General features: G+C 48.8%; 18 protein-coding genes and 1 pseudogene. 12 read left to right on the forward strand and 7 right to left on the reverse strand.

From position 1 onward, the window contains the following. Window positions 1–164: 164 nt before the first annotated feature. The gene (locus BZG80_RS02865; protein ID WP_077678706.1) at window positions 165–680 is read left to right on the forward strand and encodes a hypothetical protein; all 516 of its coding nucleotides are present in this window, start codon (window positions 165–167) and stop codon (window positions 678–680) included. A gap of 78 nt (window positions 681–758) precedes the next feature. Here BZG80_RS02865 and BZG80_RS02870 read toward each other — a convergent pair whose 3' ends face one another. Together BZG80_RS02870 and BZG80_RS02875 are read right to left on the reverse strand one after the other, a co-directional pair. Next, window positions 759–989 carry a DUF3820 family protein gene (locus BZG80_RS02870; protein ID WP_077678707.1) on the reverse strand — a complete coding sequence of 77 codons (231 nt, stop codon included), beginning with the start codon at window positions 987–989 and terminating at the stop codon, window positions 759–761. Window positions 990–1,006: 17 nt separating this feature from the next. Next, window positions 1,007–1,546 (reverse strand): NUDIX hydrolase, encoded by a 540-nt coding sequence (locus tag BZG80_RS02875; RefSeq protein WP_077678708.1) that lies wholly within the window; start codon window positions 1,544–1,546, stop codon window positions 1,007–1,009. A gap of 172 nt (window positions 1,547–1,718) precedes the next feature. On the opposite strand from BZG80_RS02875, the gene BZG80_RS02880 reads away from it, so the two are divergent. The 3 genes from BZG80_RS02880 to BZG80_RS02890 all read left to right on the forward strand — a co-directional run bounded on the left by BZG80_RS02880 (window position 1,719) and on the right by BZG80_RS02890 (window position 3,985). Next, window positions 1,719–2,870 (forward strand): HD-GYP domain-containing protein, encoded by a 1,152-nt coding sequence (locus tag BZG80_RS02880; RefSeq protein WP_077678709.1) that lies wholly within the window; start codon window positions 1,719–1,721, stop codon window positions 2,868–2,870. A gap of 133 nt (window positions 2,871–3,003) precedes the next feature. Beyond that, window positions 3,004–3,435, forward strand: a complete 432-nt coding sequence (locus BZG80_RS02885) for a DUF3010 family protein (protein ID WP_077461364.1) — start codon at window positions 3,004–3,006, stop codon at window positions 3,433–3,435. A gap of 22 nt (window positions 3,436–3,457) precedes the next feature. Continuing rightward, window positions 3,458–3,985, forward strand: coding sequence for a methylated-DNA--[protein]-cysteine S-methyltransferase (locus tag BZG80_RS02890; RefSeq protein ID WP_077678710.1), 528 nt, complete (start codon window positions 3,458–3,460; stop codon window positions 3,983–3,985). Here BZG80_RS02890 and BZG80_RS02895 read toward each other — a convergent pair whose 3' ends face one another. Beyond that, window positions 3,986–4,414 carry a GNAT family N-acetyltransferase gene (locus BZG80_RS02895; protein ID WP_077678711.1) on the reverse strand — a complete coding sequence of 143 codons (429 nt, stop codon included), beginning with the start codon at window positions 4,412–4,414 and terminating at the stop codon, window positions 3,986–3,988. It lies immediately after the preceding gene. 94 nt (window positions 4,415–4,508) lie between these two features. After that, window positions 4,509–5,228 (reverse strand): sortase-associated OmpA-like protein PdsO, encoded by a 720-nt coding sequence (gene pdsO / locus BZG80_RS02900; RefSeq protein WP_158011339.1) that lies wholly within the window; start codon window positions 5,226–5,228, stop codon window positions 4,509–4,511. Between the two features lie 44 nt (window positions 5,229–5,272). Here pdsO and BZG80_RS15860 point away from each other — a divergent pair, with 44 nt between their 5' ends. From BZG80_RS15860 to BZG80_RS02920, 5 genes and pseudogenes are all read left to right on the forward strand, one after another. Further along, on the forward strand, window positions 5,273–5,443 hold the full coding sequence (locus BZG80_RS15860) for a hypothetical protein (protein WP_158011444.1): 171 nt from the start codon (window positions 5,273–5,275) through the stop codon (window positions 5,441–5,443). Continuing rightward, window positions 5,440–6,138 (forward strand): proteobacterial dedicated sortase system response regulator, encoded by a 699-nt coding sequence (gene pdsR, locus BZG80_RS02905; protein WP_077461367.1) that lies wholly within the window; start codon window positions 5,440–5,442, stop codon window positions 6,136–6,138. The genes BZG80_RS15860 and pdsR overlap by 4 nt, the downstream gene beginning before the upstream one ends. Further along, window positions 6,138–8,360: a proteobacterial dedicated sortase system histidine kinase gene (pdsS, locus tag BZG80_RS02910; RefSeq protein WP_077678712.1), complete on the forward strand. Its 2,223-nt coding sequence runs from the start codon at window positions 6,138–6,140 to the stop codon at window positions 8,358–8,360. The genes pdsR and pdsS overlap by 1 nt, the downstream gene beginning before the upstream one ends. A gap of 113 nt (window positions 8,361–8,473) precedes the next feature. Then, window positions 8,474–9,143: pseudogene (locus BZG80_RS02915) on the forward strand (glutathione S-transferase family protein). A gap of 95 nt (window positions 9,144–9,238) precedes the next feature. Beyond that, on the forward strand, window positions 9,239–9,445 hold the full coding sequence (locus BZG80_RS02920; protein ID WP_021023966.1) for a DUF1289 domain-containing protein: 207 nt from the start codon (window positions 9,239–9,241) through the stop codon (window positions 9,443–9,445). Here BZG80_RS02920 and BZG80_RS02925 read toward each other — a convergent pair. Then, complete coding sequence (locus BZG80_RS02925; RefSeq protein WP_021022994.1) at window positions 9,413–9,790, reverse strand: hypothetical protein; 378 nt, start codon at window positions 9,788–9,790, stop codon at window positions 9,413–9,415. The two genes, BZG80_RS02920 and BZG80_RS02925, sit on opposite strands and share 33 nt — an antisense overlap. Before the next feature lie 151 nt (window positions 9,791–9,941). On the opposite strand from BZG80_RS02925, the gene BZG80_RS02930 reads away from it, so the two are divergent. The 3 genes from BZG80_RS02930 (at window position 9,942) to BZG80_RS02940 (ending at window position 14,326) form a co-directional block, all read left to right on the forward strand. Next, window positions 9,942–10,184 (forward strand): DUF3283 family protein, encoded by a 243-nt coding sequence (locus tag BZG80_RS02930; protein WP_077678713.1) that lies wholly within the window; start codon window positions 9,942–9,944, stop codon window positions 10,182–10,184. Between the two features lie 467 nt (window positions 10,185–10,651). Continuing rightward, window positions 10,652–12,562: a methyl-accepting chemotaxis protein gene (locus BZG80_RS02935; RefSeq protein WP_077576924.1), complete on the forward strand. Its 1,911-nt coding sequence runs from the start codon at window positions 10,652–10,654 to the stop codon at window positions 12,560–12,562. 96 nt (window positions 12,563–12,658) lie between these two features. Next, complete coding sequence (locus BZG80_RS02940) at window positions 12,659–14,326, forward strand: pyridoxal phosphate-dependent decarboxylase family protein (RefSeq protein WP_077678714.1); 1,668 nt, start codon at window positions 12,659–12,661, stop codon at window positions 14,324–14,326. A 9-nt stretch (window positions 14,327–14,335) separates the two neighbouring features. On the opposite strand, the gene BZG80_RS02945 is transcribed toward BZG80_RS02940, so the two are convergent. Together BZG80_RS02945 and BZG80_RS02950 are read right to left on the reverse strand one after the other, a co-directional pair. Continuing rightward, on the reverse strand, window positions 14,336–15,796 hold the full coding sequence (locus BZG80_RS02945) for a TrkH family potassium uptake protein (protein WP_077678715.1): 1,461 nt from the start codon (window positions 15,794–15,796) through the stop codon (window positions 14,336–14,338). A 231-nt stretch (window positions 15,797–16,027) separates the two neighbouring features. Beyond that, window positions 16,028–17,839, reverse strand: coding sequence for a DEAD/DEAH box helicase (locus tag BZG80_RS02950; RefSeq protein ID WP_077461373.1), 1,812 nt, complete (start codon window positions 17,837–17,839; stop codon window positions 16,028–16,030). Between the last annotated feature and the right edge of the window lie 103 nt (window positions 17,840–17,942).

Genomic DNA, 17,942 nt, shown 5'->3' on the forward strand with positions numbered 1-17,942 from the left:
ATTTTACGCAACTCAGCACATGACGTCTGCTCATATTTAAATCACTCACACTTAAGCTGTGATCTCTAGCAGGCTATATTGGCGGGCATTGGCGAGGGGCGGTTTGTTCTAGACGCCGACTCGGTTATGATACGTTTCCTTTGTAGGCAATGAAAAGGGTGTTTATGAACGCGCCGGCAATTATTTCCCATTTTGATATCAAACAACGTTGGATGGCTTGTCATGTCAAACAAGCTCAGTTTCCAACCAAAGAAAGCCTCACCGGCTATGATATCTATCACGCCGCCACTCAGTCACCTGAACCCTTCGTTATGCCTGCGGCCCCAGCCACTCATCCATTAACGCTTTACTGGGTTGATAGCCATCCACTAATGATCCAATACGCCAAGCTTCAAGCCAAACAGTGGGCAGAATCAGATCATGCAAACATGCTGGCATACTTCGCACAATTAGCGCTTCAAGATGGCGTAGAAGTCGCTGAGGCCGGCGTTTCTTTATGCATTGGCACCCAAAATGGTGAAACCTGCGCCGCCGCCATGCGGGTCGACACTCAAGAAAACGGCCAGCCGATAAGCGGTATTTATGATCTGATTGCACCCAGTGACGACGCCCGCGCACAACTTCTACGCGCAATGATGGATAAGACAGACGACAACCGCCAATGGGTGATAGCGCGTTAAGCAATCATGACACATCGAGCGTTACTTTCGTCGCGATTGTACCTACTTGCGTCAACGACTCGACGTTTTGATTGATGCTCATCTTGGTGCTTTATCATGGCGAATCAAAGGCTTAACCACGCTTTCTAAGCCTTCGACCTTGAGTGCCAAGCACAATTGCATCAAGTCACCGAGCTCGCCTTCGGGGAATTCCGCTTTGTTTTGAAACCACAGCAAGTATTCTTCAGGCAGATCAATCAATACACGGCCGGCGTATTTGCCAAACGGCATGCGCATATTGGCCAATTTAATCAGTTGCGCTTTGTCCATGAAGCGATCCTACCCGATTACGCTGTGGCTTGCTGGGTGCTATCACGTTGCTGAGCAATCATCTCAAGGAGCATGGTTTCTCGTACCAACGATTGGCCCGCTTTGTCGCTGTTTGCCATCACCGCTTTGTTATGCGCAATCGCGTGATCCAAACGTACCCATACCGGGCGCATCCCATTATGTCGCTCATAATGTTCAAATGTCGGCGTTCCAAGCTCACGATCCACCTGGCAATAAAAACAGTAAGAGAGCATGCGCATCACATCGGCGCCGTCGCGATGCCAAGGACGATATTCCTCAAAACAGCCAAACGGTTCAATATCTCGGATACCTCGAGCACCCGTCTCTTCTTGCAGTTCGCGGATCATGCCTTGCTCTTGGGTTTCCCCTTGGTCAATTCCGCCACCTGGCAGTGAATAATCATCATAGCGTGCGGTATACATCAGTAAGATCTCATCACCCTGCAAAACAATCGCGCGTGCTGCATCACGCTTGATAACGGTTTTACTCTCTAGCGGTAGCACCCGCTCATCGGTATGTTTGGCAATAATCTGCATAAAACGCCCAGAAAAATAAAAATTAAGCGTGGAAGTATATCACACATAGCGGCTGGTCTTGTCCGCACAAAAACTTAATTTTCTCCGCATTTAAATAGCGTGGGTACGCCCTTTGAGCAATACTGTTTGCGATATTCATATCGGGATGATGATGTAGGAAGGGCAATCTAGGATGTTGCAAAAAATTAGTATACAGCAGCTAACCCTTGGCATGTATGTTGAACACATCGAAACTGAACACTCCCGCACACGCATGGCAAAGCCTGGCTATGTGCGTCGACCTGAAACGATTGAAAAGCTGCGTCAAAGTGGGGTGCAGCATATTTGGGTTGATGCGGACCAACTGTTAAACTTGGATGAGATCCACTACAAAGGCCCTTTGGTCAGAGGGAAGTATGCCGCGACAGGCGCGGATATGGATAAAGCCCGAGAATTAATCGATGCCTCAAAACAACAGCTTTGTCGGTTATTAAAAGATATCTACGCCAATAAGCCTATCGATATGACGCCTATCGAGGATTTAGGGCTCAGTATTGTTGATAATATTTTTGAACGACAGCACGCTGTTGCCTGGATCAGTGGTATTCGAGATAAAAGTGCCTACTTGATGGAGCACTCGCTTAACGTCGCGTTTTTGCTGGTTAATTTTGGTAAGCATTTAGGATTCGATCACCATACTTTACAAGAGTTGGCTGTGGGTGGAATTGTGCACGATATTGGTAAAGTATTAGTTGCCGATGAGGTTTTGAATAAGCCTGGCAAACTGACCGCTGAAGAATTCGATCACATGAAGCTCCATCAGGTCTTTTCTCAACCGGTGTTAGACAGTATTCCCGATTTATCGCAAACCGCACGTGATGTCAGTTTGATGCATCATGAAAAGCTTGATGGCAATGGCTACCCTAACGGATTACAAGGTGAAGAAATACATACGATTGGCCGCATGAGTGGCATTGTCGATATCTATGATGCGCTCACCGCCGATCGTTGCTATAAGCGAGCCATGTCACCGTCAGAAGCGTTTAAAATCATGATGGGACTGACTCCGTTTCATTTGGATCCCACTTTGTTGCGTGCGTTTATTCAGTGTATTGGCTTTTATCCGATTGGTTCGTTAGTGGAACTTGTCGATGGGCGTATTGGTTTAGTGTGGCAAGAGAACCTTGATGACATCACGCGTCCAGTTGTGAAAACCTTCTACTCCGTGCGCAGTAACCATTTTCGCGAGGTGGAGTATATCGACTTGGGTAGGCGCCACGATTTGCGCATCGCACGCGCTACCAGTGAAGGGACACTAGATATCTGTGTCGACGCATTTCGTTAATCCTGTGACGTCGCAGGCGCTTTTGCGTATACTGCCCCGCCTCAGTGACCATTTTGGCCAAAGGTTGTTTTGGCCAGAGGCTGTGTTTCACCAAAGATTGTGGCTTTGCTAAATAAACGATAGAGAGAAAACAATGAGAGTATGCGCGGTTGATCTAAAAGGCAACGAAGCCAACCTGGTATTGCTAGATAGCGAGAATGACCTTTTTTCGGTACCTGATTGTCGAGCAAAGAAAATCAATGTGCCATCACCCGAATCACAAGAAAGCATTCAACATTTCCACCGCACCATGAGCAAGCTGGTCGAAGACTATCAAGTAGAAACGATTGTGATCCGCGAGCGTCAAACTAAAGGTAAATTCGCCGGAAGCAGTGCGGGCTTTAAAATGGAAGCGGTCTTGCAGCTTATCGATGGGGTTGAAGCAGAAGTGCTGCCTAATAACATCATGAAGCAAACACTCAAACGCCACCCGATCGATGTCAATCTAAAAGAATTGGGCTTAAAGCAGTTTCAAGAGCATGCGTTTTTAACAGCCTGCGCCTATTGCAATCAAGATAAGAAATAATCATCGACCACAGGGATGTGTCATGCCAGTTATCCGATATCCATCGCCATTAGGCATGCTGACATTAGAAGCGGATACCAATGGGCTCACGGGGCTATACTTGCCTCGCCGAGCACCGTCATCCTCAGCGGCAAGCATCGCGCCCGACGGTGACCCCATACTGGATGAAGCATGCCGTCAACTAGATCAATATTTTGCAGGAAAGCGGCAGGCATTTTCTCTGCCACTTGCCCCGCATGGTACATCGTTTCAACGCCGTGTGTGGGCCGCTTTGCAAACCATTCCGTATGGGCACACTGCCAGCTATCAGACCATTTCCAATGCCATCGGCAATCCAAAAGCCAACCAAGCGGTGGGCGGCGCGAATGGCAAAAACCCGATTTCTATCATCATTCCTTGCCACCGTATCATTGGCCGCCAAGGGCAATTAATTGGCTACGGGGGCGGCCTCGCGGCCAAACAAGCCTTGTTAATCTGGGAAGCGACTGGCGAATGGCCAACCAAGCTCCCCAGTCCGCAAAGTGGCAAAGATAAAGCCTTTGGCGCGTGACTACGCCGCTAACGCTTTAATCAGGCGCTCTGGCGTGAGTTGAAAACCGCAGTGCAGATAAAAGCTTTGCGCATCGGCTTTGTGATAACTTGGGACCACTTCAATCTGATCACACCCTCTTGCCAGTAAATAGGTCTCCGCGGCACTGAGCAACTGTCGACCGAGGGTCATGTCCCGAAAATGCTCATCCACCATAATGGTGCTGATACGCCCTAAATGGTTAGATTTATCCAGTTGTAAGATCACATTGAACGCCACCACGCCTGCTACCAACCCACAAAGCTCAGCGACTAATACGTTGGCATCCTCGGCGTGAATCAGATCGGTGAGCGTTTTCTTCATTTGACGCCACGGAAGTGGGTCAGGCTGACAGCGCTCACACAAAGCGCAAATGGCATCGATATCGTGAAGGGTTGCCGGTCTAATCATGGTGTCTTCCTTGGTTGCCGAAGATAAGTCTCTAACATGTGCTATGGGCTAGGCCGTTGCATGGTAGCCCAGCCCTAAAACGATAAAGCGACGATTACTGTGCCTGTGCCATTTGCCCGCCTTTGACACGTGAAAGGGTGACACGACGGTCAAAGAAAAAGCCCTCATTGTTGGCTTGATCGGCCAGTGGTTGACTGTCGCCATAGGCAATCGTCTCTAACTGATTCGCGCTAACCCCAACTGACACCAAGTAATCTCTTACCGCCTGTACACGGCGCTCAGACAGATCTTGATTGTAAGATTGACGACCGCGCGGGTCTGCATAACCGGCTAATTGCCACTGTGCCTCGGGCATTTGTTGGATAAAATTCGCTAATTCATCCAGCTGAATCATAAAGTGAGGTTCAATCTCGGCCGAGCTGGTTCGAAACTGAATATTCATCGCCAAGTCTATGTCCTCAATAGAATGTTGCTCTGCACGCAGGCGGGCAAGCTCTAACTGCGCCTCATTATATTTTTGCGTGACAAGGCTCAGTTGCGTATTTTTCGCATTCATGGTTTCAATCGTATCTTGCTGCTCAGTCGCAAGGGTTTCAAAACTCGCATTTTGCCCCATCACTGTGCCTATGATGGCGCCAGCCACCGCACCGACCGGTCCTGCGACCACTGCACCAGCAATAGCGCCGCTGCCCATACCGATCAATTCTGGCTTTTTGTCTCGCTCGACTTGCGTGGCGGCCATGCCTTGTGGTGTTGCAACAACAAACATAGAAACCGCAAATACAGAATGTGTGAGTGCTTTTTTAATATCCATAGTGTTCTCGTCCTCGAAAGAGTGGGTGTTGTGCCGTGCTGGCAATGAGGACATTAAAACAAGCGGATCAGGCAATTTACGGCTATAAAAATGGCAATGTGACGATCAATAATGGCAAAAATATGGCAATTGCGCGGAATCCGGCAAAAGGGGTTTTCTCTGCGCTGAGTTTGGGTATAGTCACTGCAACACTCGTGACCTATCCCGTACCATGAAGCAGATAGCAATTGTTGAAGATGAAGCCGCCATTCGCGATAACTATGCCGATGTGATTCGTCGCCAAGGCTATCAGGTCAATACCTACGCCGATCGTCCATCCGCCCAAACCGCTTTTGAGCAACGTCTACCCGATTTAGCCATTATTGATATTGGTTTGGGCAATGAAATTGATGGCGGCTTTGCGCTATGCCAAGCATTACGCGCTCTATCAGCGACCGTGCCCATTATTTTTCTGACCGCGCGTGATAGTGATATCGATACCGTGGTGGGATTGCGGATGGGAGCAGACGATTATTTAACCAAAGATGTGTCGCTCCCGCATTTGATGGCGCGCATTGCCGCTTTGTTTCGCCGTAGCGATCTCTTAGCACAAGCACCGTCGACAGAAGACAAACGCTTGCAATCTGGGCCGCTCTATCTCGATCTTGATCGTATGCGTGTGTACTGGCATGACCAGCTGATTGATCTTACAGTGACTGAATTTTGGATGGTCCATGCCCTGGTTAAACGCCCGGGACACGTGAAGAGCCGACAAGCTTTAATGGATGAGGCACATGCTGTTGTGGATGACAGTACCATTACCTCGCACATTAAGCGGATTCGGAAGAAGTTCATGGCCATTGATAACCAGTTTGACTGTATTCGGACGGTCTATGGCATGGGGTATCGCTGGGATGAGGCACCAATATAATGGCAAGATGGCGTCGGCTGACTCAAGGTTTATGGCCTTATTTCGCCGGGATCCGGACTAAAATTGTCGTGCTCTCTAGCTTTTTATTGCTCTTGCCTTACCTGGGTTATCAATATGTCTGGGAGATGGAAAGCGTCTTACGTCAGGGCCAAGAACAAACTCTGATGGGCACAGCTCGCGCATTTGCAATGGGGATGAACGACCGACCAGCACTTTTCACTCATCGTCACTCACCAACGCGCCTCGATCCAGGTAAAGATTTGCATGCTTTTCGGCTTACCCACCCCATTACTCTGGATGGTGATCTACGCGAGTGGCAACGCTATCAGCAGCATCAGCGCAACTATCAGCGTGACGGGTTAATTTTCAATCAACGCCCCTATCACAGCGAGCAACTATCCCTGTCGGTACTGACAGCAAGCAATGACCACGCCGTCTACTTAGCGCTCGATATTGTCGATGCGACCCCCACCCCTTCGCAAGATCAGAGCGATCTCACCAGTCAGGATCATCTTATTGTTGCACTAACCTCTCCCCAAGGCGCGTTTTACCGCGTGGCCCTCAGCCAAGATCCGCGCTCACGCGATGCTCATGTGACACATTTAGCAAGTGGATTGCCTGTAAAGTCCAATCAACATGACACTGAGGGGCCGACGCAACCTTTACCCATTGCCGCCAAATGGCGTACGACAGACACTGGCTATCAGGTTGAGATAAAACTTCCATCAGATTGGGTGGGTCAACAACTCGGGCTGGCCTACTACGATCTGGACGATAGTTTCGAGCGCCCATTACGTGCCATTATTGGCACAGCCTCCACACGCACACCGACGTCACTTGGCAGTTTTATGACCCCCTCTGCCGCGATTCAAACCCTTATTGAACGCATGAATAATGACGCGTCGCGCGTTTGGGTCGTAGATACACATAGCCGAGTGCTTGCTAAAGATGGCGATATCCAAACCTCAAACGGTGTCTGGCAGTCATCATCAGCGCCACAAACGCGCCACGGATTGATTGCTTGGCTTACCGATACACTGCTCCGCCCTTGGTACGATCGCTTGCTAGTGACACCACCTGATCATTTTATCGATGCGATGCAACAAGCTTCTATTTACAAAGGTGTACAGGCACAGCAGGCAATACAAGGGCGCCCTTATGCAGGGTGGCGCAGTTCGGATGATGGCCAAGCCATGATTCTCTCCGCCGCCTATCCCATTTGGCTCAACAATGACGTCGCGGGCGCGGTGATCGTTGAAGAAACCACCAATGGCATTCGCAGTTTACGTAATGACGCTCTCGAAACGCTTTTCTCGGTGATGCTCGCGGTGATCTGCACGGGCGTTTTATTGCTGTTGTTATTTGGCTCGCACATTGCTAAGCGTTTACGTCGCTTACAACATGAAGCGGATCACGCCATTGACAGCCAAGGACGCGTCACAGGCGCCATCACAACCGCAGACAGCCAAGATGAAATTGGTCGCCTGTCACGCACCATGGCCGATATGGTCGGACGCATTGCTGGCTATAATCAGTATCTAGAGAAAATGGCCTCGCGCCTGTCCCATGAGTTACGTACGCCCATTGCCGTCGTACGATCCTCGCTTGAAAATATGGCGTACACCCAAACCGATCCCAGCCAGCTTACTTATATCAATCGCGCTCAAGATGGGGTTCAACGCCTTGCCGGCATTTTATCAACGCTAACCGAAGCGACGCGTCTAGAACAAAGCTTTGACAACGCCGATAAAGAGCCTGTTAACCTCAATGCACTGCTAGACGGATGCACTCAAGGGTATCGACTGGCGTATCCAGAAAAGACGTTCGCGCTGACGCTCCCTGAACAGATCATCACGCTTGAAGGTGTCCCCGATTATTTGGCGCAGTTGCTCGACAAATTGATCGCCAACGCGGTGGAATTTGACGACGGTGCGGCGCCCATTACGCTTGCGCTTAGCGTGCATGCTGACAAGGTGACCATGACCGTCACTAATACCGGGCCACTGCTTCCGAGTGATATGCGCACACAGCTCTTTCACTCTATGGTGAGTGTCCGGCCCGCTCATCACGGCGCCGATAAACCTCATCTCGGTTTAGGGCTCTATATCGCGCGTCTTATTGCCGATTTTCATCAAGCTCAACTCACCGCGGCTCACCGTCCGCAACAAGATGGCGTGACACTGTCACTTACATGGTCAATCACACAGATAACAATCCATTGATTGATCTAAAACGCATTGGCCCCAATACTGAACCGAACAACCTCATCGCGATCAGAGCCAATTCATTAGCCTGGTGGCGAATAAATCTCCTACCGATAAAGCAAGGAGCAACGATGATTGAATTCTATTCTGCTGCAACCCCGAACGGTCAAAAGGTCGCAATTGCACTGGAAGAGATGGGATTGGCCTATCAGCTCCATCCCATTGATTTAATGGCTAACGAACAAAAACAACCTGACTTTCTCGCCATTAATCCCAATGGACGTATTCCTGCGATTGTCGATAAAAGTAATGGCGATTTTCCAGTCTTTGAGTCTGGGGCAATTTTGCTTTATCTCGCGGAAAAAACAGGGCAGTTTTTACCTGAAGATCCTAAGGCGCGCTCACAAGCGATACAGTGGTTGATGTTTCAAATGGGGGGGCGTTGGACCCATGATGGGGCAAGCGAATGTCTTCTATCGTTATTTCCCAGAGAACATCCCCGCAGCCATTGAACGCTATCAAAAAGAGGGGCGCCGCCTGCTTGAGGTTGTTGACCATCAGTTGCAACGTCACTCTTACCTTGCCGGTGATAGCTATACGATCGCTGATATGGCCACGTGGCCTTGGGCAAGAATTCATGCATGGAGTGGTATTGATGTCACTGGACTCGACGCGTTAAAAGCCTGGATCGATAAACTGGCTGAACGCCCGGCGTGCCAAACCGCGTTAGTCACCCCAGCGTCCGCCGAAGCCAGTGATGAAGAGCGTGCTCAGCAAGCCAGAGGCATGGTGACACGTTAAACAACGCGATATACTCAAAACAAAGAGCCATAACAAGGTAACGGGTAGCCAGCCGGGCTGTCCGTTACCTTCCCGTGATAGGTTAAGGAGCGTCTGTGTTAACCCCGTGTATTGGTCATTGTCGTCGTGAAGACGATGTCTGTGTCGGCTGTAAGCGCACACTCGATGAAATCATCAACTGGGGCAAAATGACTGACGACGAACGTGCGGCAATTATGGCTCAGCTCTCACAAAGGCCTGATCCACAACGGCCAGAACCTGCTCGTCGCTCAAGAAACCCGTTCAAGCGTCGTATCATCTGATGGCGCCAGCGGCTTACGGTATTCGATAATCACCGTATGGCCCTCGTAGTAAACCGCTTCAATATCACCATCAACAACGACTTTGTTGGTAACTAATACGTCTTGGCTAACTTGCTCACGATTACGTAAGCTGGGCAAAATTTTGTTTGGCTCAACGCCCATGACATGACAAAAGGCGAATACAAACCGGCTCTCTAGTACACCATCACCATGGATACTGCGAGAAAACGTTAGGTGGCTCACTTCCAACTTTTTTGCCATTTCGCTTTGTGTGATCCGTGCTTTGGCTTTGTAAGACATCCAAGTTTGGTGCAGAGCTTGTCTGTCTTGCTCGTCAAACGTCATTCTGTTTTCCAGTCGGTATACAATACATGGCGACCAGCGTAACAGACACATAGATTATAATGTCAGTACCTCGTTAATCGCGGGTAAATCTTGCCGAGCACACCCTGCTCGGTTAGGATCGATTCATTCCGATTACCATGAGAACGTACTAATGGATATCAACTTAGCCAACCTTCCAGCTGACGAAAAACAAAAAATAGAGCTTGATAAACAAGCTGCGTATGCCGTCTGGAAAGTGGTGAATAACCAAGCGCCACAAAGCCTTTACGAACAAGAAGCCAATGTTTTGGTGGATTGGCAACGTGATGTCTATTTATCATCTGTTAACAAGTATCGCGCTCAACCTGAGGCCTTTATTATCCCTGAAACATCGACCGATACGACCGAGCGCTGAAACCGTACTTCACTCACACTTACCGTGATCAACGTTTTACACACTCAGGCACCAAACACGGTGAGTTGGTGCCGAACCGCACTCAGCCTGCAAATACGATAACGTTTGTCCTCCCTCTCTACCACACGTACCGTTTTAAACCATCTTCTTCTGTCTTATTTTCATGACTCACTCAAGGCTAAAATGACGCTAGATTGTCATACATTTTTTGTTTTTTAAGTTGGCAAAATCGTAGAACCCACTCTAGTGTTATTCTTATCAAGAAATCTTCTTTGTTTATGAAGCAACTTGTACTGACAGTCTTTTAAAAGAAAATGACAATCTTGTAAAAGAAAGTGTTGGCTGGGTGACTCCTTGGTGGTCTTATCATAACCGCATAAAAAAGCGGGCAATAGGTTCCTACCTTGCAAGGAATTCACCCTTACTTTTTAGACAGTTTACTGCACGCTCAGTAAGGGGTAATCGCTATGACCTTAGGGTTTAAATCTCGCATTATTTTGGGAGTGGGTTTGCTTGTGACCCTCTCTCTGGTCGTCCTCGGTTCGCTGAATGCGATGTCATTACGTGACAACATGGTCAGTGCCCTGGTGAAACAAACGCAAAATAAGGTCGATCACCATGTGCTTGAATTAGAGCAATTAGTTCAATCCCAACTCAACGCGGTTGAAAAAGGCGCCGGGCACTTTGCCAGAAATTTGACCGAATCAGAGAATGTTGCCCAAGTACGGATGCTTGCTGATACGGCAGGTATCGCTAATGTGATTATGACTTACGAGAGTGGCCGTTCGTATATGTCAAATCACTCAAGCGACGGGATTACCACCAATGAATACGATTTTCGCGATCGTGATTGGTACCGTGCAGTTAAATCCAGCCAAGACATTCATTTGTCTGAAATTTATACAGACAAAGTAACAGGTGAGAAAGTGATCAGTGCCGTCGCACCCGTGTTTGAGAATGGACGGTTTATTGGTGCCTTACTGGGGGACATTCCGCTACAAAATGTGATCACTCAGGTAAGCCAAATGCGCTTTGCGGGCGGCGCAGCCACACTCACCGATCAGAACGCGGTCTTTTTTGCCAGTGATGATCCGAATGATATTGGTAAAACACCGTCGCAAGTCAGTGCAAACTTCTCTGAAATGGAGAGTATGTTCCGCAGCAATGAAAAAGGTCACCTCACGTTTCCCTATAGCGGCATCCAATTTGATGGCTACTTTCAACGGGTAAATTTGACCGAGGGGAGATACTGGACCTTGATGGTCTTTGTCGATCAAAAAACAGCACTGGCTGAAGTCACCGATGCTCAAATCGAATCGGTAGGCACAGGGATATTACTCTTGATCGTCAGCCTGGGCGCCATTTATGGCATTATTCAAGTCTCTTATCGACCCCTCCTTAAGCTTAAAGAAGCGGTCCTTGATCTCTCTCGCGGCGAGGGCGACCTAACAACACGCCTCGACGTTAACGGTAATGATGACCTAGCCCAGATCAGTGATGGCTTCAACCGGTTCGTCGAAAACTTACAAAATATGATGTTGAGCGTGGCAGAGTCCAGCCAGGCGATTTCGGCCAATATCAGCCAGTTATCGCAAACGACCAGTGAAAATGAAGCTGTATTAGATGCTCACTCAGCAGAAACCGAGCAAGTGGTCACCGCAATCACTCAAATGAGCGAGAGCGCACGGAGTATTGCTGAGAACGTGTCTCAATCTAACAACATTACTGCAGCGGCCAGCAAAGAAGCCAATCAGTCACTAAAAGTAGTTGATAACGCTGTCGTCACGGTCAGTGCGCTGGTTGATGAAGTGGAAGAAATGTCGGGCCGTATTACCAGCATGAATACAGATGCAAACCGGATCAGTGACGTCTTAACCGTGATTGGCGATATTTCAGAGCAGACTAACCTCCTTGCGTTAAACGCGGCGATTGAGGCAGCACGTGCTGGTGAACAGGGCCGTGGTTTTGCGGTTGTCGCCGATGAAGTCCGCGCGTTAGCGGCGCGTACACAAAGCAGCACAACCGAAATCTCTGACATGCTCACTGCATTACTCGATGGCACGTCCAGCGTGGTTGAAGCGATGGAAAAAACCAAAGAGCAATGTCAAACCACAGCTGATAAAACCTCGGAAGTCTCAAATAGCTTGACGATTATGAGCGCGTCGGTCACTGAAATTGACGATGTGAGTACACAGATTGCAACGGCTACCGAGCAGCAAAGTTCAGTTGCTGAAGAGCTCAGTAAGAACATGTTGTCGATCCGCGATATGGTGAGCAAACTCGTGGATAGCGGGAATCAAACCTCTGCCGCCACCAAGTCACTCACCCACTCTAACGAAGAGTTGGATCGGATGGTTAATAACTTTAAATTGCGCTAAGTGTCACTAGCCAAAAGCCATCACTCCCTATTGCGTTAAGCATCGTGATCAGGCGGCACTATCGCTGCCTGATCACCATCGTTAAAGGTTGTTGTTATGTCCCATTCACTGATATCTCACGCGTTAACGCCCGTTTTTTTAAGTCAGTATCAAACAATCCGTCAACATTTTTTTAATCGTGATCCTAAGCGTTGGCCTATTTATCACACACCAGAATTAGCGCACTGGCTTGCGAATGGCATGCAGCCTGCGTTTGAAAGCAGTGATGTGTTACTGAAGCAACAAACCGAGATCCCCACACAAAGTGACTTAGGCGCCACCACCTTTCCCAAGCTTGCATTACAAGCAGCAACCCATTCGAAAGACTGGACGTCACCTCGATCGGTCGAAAATGTGATTACCGCACCGTGCGATCCTGCTATACACGGTGCATTACTGGCCACAATGGCCAATCCTAACCTGGTCTACAGTGAATATGCGGGGTTATCGGTCGAGTTAGAAAAGACGTTAGTCCGGCAAATGGCCAATCTCATTGGCTACGATCCTGATCAATCTACCGGTATATTCACGCAAGGTGGTACCTTTGGTAATTTGTATGGATATTTAATGGGGTTAAGAAAACAGTTCCCCCATTCCGGGCAACGCGGGTTGCAAGGGCAAGACTTCCGCATGATTAACTCACTTGCGGGTCACTACTCCAATATGACGAACTTAGGTCTATTGGGCACCGATATCCCCAGACAAGCGCTCCGAATCGAAGTCGATAGCAATAATCGGCTCGATCTGGATGACTTTTCTCGCACCCTCAATCAGTGTTTTGCCGAGGGCATTCCCGTCCCTACTGTCTTACTCACCTTTGGTACGACAGATACATTTGCGATTGACGATGTTGAGCGTGTCTGTCGCATTAATGAGCAAGCTTGCCAACGTTTTAATGTCACGGTGAAACCACATATTCATGTTGATGCCGCCGTCGGCTGGCCACTGATCATGTTTAATGATTACGCGTTCGACACCAACCCTATTGGTTTGAACAACAATCTATTAGAGAAGCTTCACGCATTAGCGCCAAAAATTCGTGGACTCCGTTTTGCGGATTCTGTGACCATCGACTTTCAAAAGTGGGGATATGTCCCCTATACCGCAAGCTTGGTGATGTTTAAGCACCAAGCCGATATGGAGTACCTAAAACAAGATCCGCACTACTTCTCTTATTTCGAGTCAAACAAAACAGCGCAAACGCATTTGCAGTCGACCATAGAATGTTCTCGTGGTGCCGCGGGTGTCTATGGGAGTTATTGCGCGTTGAATATGCTTGGCAAACGCGGCTATCAAACAATGGTAGGACACGGCTTACAAAATGCCGAATACCTGAAAGCACACTTATCGTCACTTCCTCACTGCAAAGTTGTTGCGAAAGATAATCTCGGGCCAACAGTCGCCTTTCGTCTATATCAACCTTCAGCAACCCTAAACGTCGATGCCGTTTTTCAACAAGAGCAGTCACTTCACCACGTTGGTGATAAAGTGGATAGCATCACTCAACATAGCTTGTTTCACCGTCAACACTTCCTCAACCGCAAAGGCAAACAGCTACAAACAAATTGGGTAGAATCCATTGCCCATACAGAGTTTGATCATCACGGGCAATGTTTGTTTATTCCTGGAGAAAAAGCTGTATTTTTAAACCCCTATACACGCTATCACCATATCGAGCAATTTGTTGCTTCATTGCAACCCGAATCCTCGACACAGCTTGTTTAACCGCCAGGTTCACCAACGCCAAAAGTGAGGCATAAACAGTGCAAGGACGGTGAAATACTCCAAACGCCCAAGGATCATGGCAACATTGAGTATCCAAATCCCGGTGTCTGTGACCGGCTGGAAGTTGCTGCCCACTTCGCCAAACCCAGGGCCAAGGACATTAATACATGCCACAACAGCGGTAAAAGAGGACCAAAAATCGAGACCGGTTGTCATCATTAATAGCGTGAAGACACCGGTCGTCAGCGAGGCAAGCGACATAAACGCCATGACCGCTTGGGTCACATCGTTCGACACCACTTTATCTTGATACCGAATCGGTAATACTGCCGACGGATGAACCAATTGATGAAGTTGGCGACGGATAATTTTAAACGTAATGATGTCACGAATAATTTTATTCCCGCCCGCGGTTGAGCCAGAACAGCCACCGAGATAGGCACAAAACACCAAAAACAACGCCGTGGCCGCCGGCCAAGTACTTAAGTCAGCAGCACCGAAGCCGGTACTGGTAATAAACGACACCACGTGAAATGCAGCAAAGCTAAGAGAGGCCCACAGCGAGTCGTAGCGTGCTTCACTATAAAGATATAAGCCAAGTATTGCCGACATGCACGTCACGACAATAAGAAACACACGTGATTCCTCATCGTCGATGTAGAGCCTCAAACCACGCCAACCGATGCGAAAAATACGAAAATGTAGCGCAAAGTTAATCGCGCCCAATAGCATAAAGACATTCGCAATCATAAGCAGCGTATGACTTTGAAAATACCACATACTCGCGTCATGGGTTGAAAATCCACCCGTTGATACCGTGGAAAAGCTATGTGCAATCGCATCATATGCGCTCATTCCCGCAAGATAATACGCCAGTGCGCAGGCCAAGGTAATCACCAGATAAACCCCCCACAAATAGTGTGCGGTCTTAGCGATACGTGGCGATAGCTTTTCATCTTTGATCGGGCCTGGCGTTTCTGCTTTAAGCAACCGCATGCCCCCCACGTTGAGCATGGGTAACACCGCAACCACAAAGATAACGACGCCTAAACCTCCCATCCACTGGAGAAATTGGCGATACAGCAGAAATGCCGCTGGCATGTCATCGAGACCACTGAGAATAGTTGCTCCGGCGGTGCTCAGTGCGCTAATAGATTCAAACGTTGCATCGGCAAAGTTAACGCCTGTCACTAGCTTTATTGGTATTCCGCCAAGTAGCCCCACCAACACCCAAGTCAGCGTTGAAAACCACAAGGCATCGCGAAAGGTGACCTGATTGAGCTTACTTTTACGAAATAACCAAGAAATCACTAATGATGCCAGCATCATGAGTAAGGAGGGATAGAAAAAGAGTGTCGAGACACCGTCGCGAAAAATAAACAACGACAAAAGCCCGAAAACAAATTGCACGATGCCCATCCATAAAACAGGCATGCCAAGAAGACGCAGTGTATTTTGAAAGTTAATCATGACAGGGGCAACTCATCATTAACACGCCGTGGTGTGTAGGCTCCATTACCTACCACGCGTAACAACAGTGGCATGGCGAGTCCACCTCGCCGTCTAACTCTATCGGCCTTGTTTCATCATAGCAATATCAATGAAAAGCCCTATATCCACGTCGTTAATACCCTGCGAACAAGGCATTACATCGCAGACACAAACAAAAAAGCCGAGCATCACTGCTCGGCTTTAAACTATTTATTGTGCTTGACGACGCTCACCGCGTGCAGGCGCGCGACGCTCATTACCACGATCGCGGTTAAAGCGACGTTCACCACGGCCACCGCGGCTATCACGGTCACTACGGCCTCGGCCACCGCCGTTACGGTCACCACCACGACGTTCACGCATGATCTGACCTTCAACACGTTGTGCATTGGTCTCTTTTTGGCGAATACGCAGTTTTTGCAATTGCGCAAAGACTTCTTTCGGCATGGTTTTTGGCAGCTGCACAAACGTATGAGCAGGTGCGAGTTTGATTGCACCAATATTCTGCTTGTTCAAGCCAAGTTCGTTAGCAATCGCACCTACGATGTCTTTTACTTGTACGCCTTGCTCTCGGCCAACATCTAACTGATACGTATCCCAGTCAGCTGGGTTGGTATCACGGCGATCAGTACCACTTGGACGTTCATCACGGCGACGTTCACGACGCTGCTTTTCACGATCCATTGCCGCGATCATTGGGTCTGGGCCTTTATAGAACAAAGGACGTTTACCTTGCTGGCGCTGGAGTAACATAGCAGCCAGTGTGGTTGCATCAACGTCAATATCGTTTTGTAGTTGCTCAATCAGTTCAACGAATGGACCCATCGCATCGCCATCTTTCTTCTCAGCCAGTTCACTGGCCAGTTGAGCGACACGTGCCTCAGCGACCTTATCGCGATTCGGCAGTTGGATTTCTTCCATTTTAGTCTGAGTAACACGCTCGACGGTACGCAGCATCCGCATTTGGTTGGTGCGGACCAACAAAATTGCTTTACCCGCACGACCGGCACGGCCAGTACGACCAATACGGTGAATATACGATTCAGCATCAAACGGGATATCATAGTTAAATACGTGGGTGATGCGGGCTACATCGAGACCACGCGCAACCACGTCGGTTGCCACTAAAATATCAATCACACCACGTTTCAAATGATCGACCGTGCGTTCGCGCAATGATTGCGGAATATCACCATGCAAGGCTGCCGCTTTAAAGCCGCGAGCTGATAGCCAGTCGGCCAGGCGCTCAGTGTCTTGGCGAGTACGTACAAAGACGATCGATGCATCCGTGTCTTGGGTTTCGAGTAGACGGCTCATCGCTTCGTCTTTTTCGACACCTTTAACCACCCAGAATTGTTGCTCTACTTTTTCAACAGTGCGGTTGCTACCGGCCACGTCAACACGAGCGGGATCACGCAAAAAGCGATCAACAATTTGTTTTACGATTGGCGGCATGGTCGCAGAGAAAAGAACACGCTGTGCGCTTTCTGGTGCCTGCTCCATGATCCAAGTGACGTCGTCGACAAAGCCCATTTTGAGCATTTCGTCGGCTTCATCAAGAATAAAGGTATGAACTTCGTCAAGCTTAAGACGGTCACGGTTAATCAAATCTTTTACACGACCCGGTGTTCCCACCACGATGTGCGCGCCGCTTTTTAGCGCTTTCATTTGATCAACAATCGACGCACCACCATAGATCTCAAGAATTTTGAGGCCTTTGATGTTTTGTGCCAGCGTTTTCATCTCTGCAGCAACCTGAATCGCCAACTCACGCGTTGGTGCCATCACAATCGCTTGTGGTTTGTGTTGGTTTAGGTCAACTTTGTTCAACAACGGTAGTGAAAAAGCAGCGGTTTTACCGGTACCGGTTTGCGCTTTACCGAGTGCGTCACGACCTTCGAGGAGTGCAGGAATGGAGGCGGCTTGGATAGGTGTTGGTGTTTCAAAGCCCATTGAGTCAAGCGCAGACAAAAGGGTGTCGGCCAGATCTAACTGGCGAAATTTGGTTACAGATTCTTGCATTGGGATCCCAATCTATGAGTGTAGCGAAACGGGGCCCCTTCAGCGTTCTGCTCAACCATGAAACACTGTCTTTTATACAGTGTTAGTCACCAGCGCTACGGGC

The organism is Salinivibrio sp. MA440 (genome assembly GCF_001996265.1).
Taxonomy (GTDB): Bacteria; Pseudomonadota; Gammaproteobacteria; order Enterobacterales; family Vibrionaceae; genus Salinivibrio; species Salinivibrio costicola.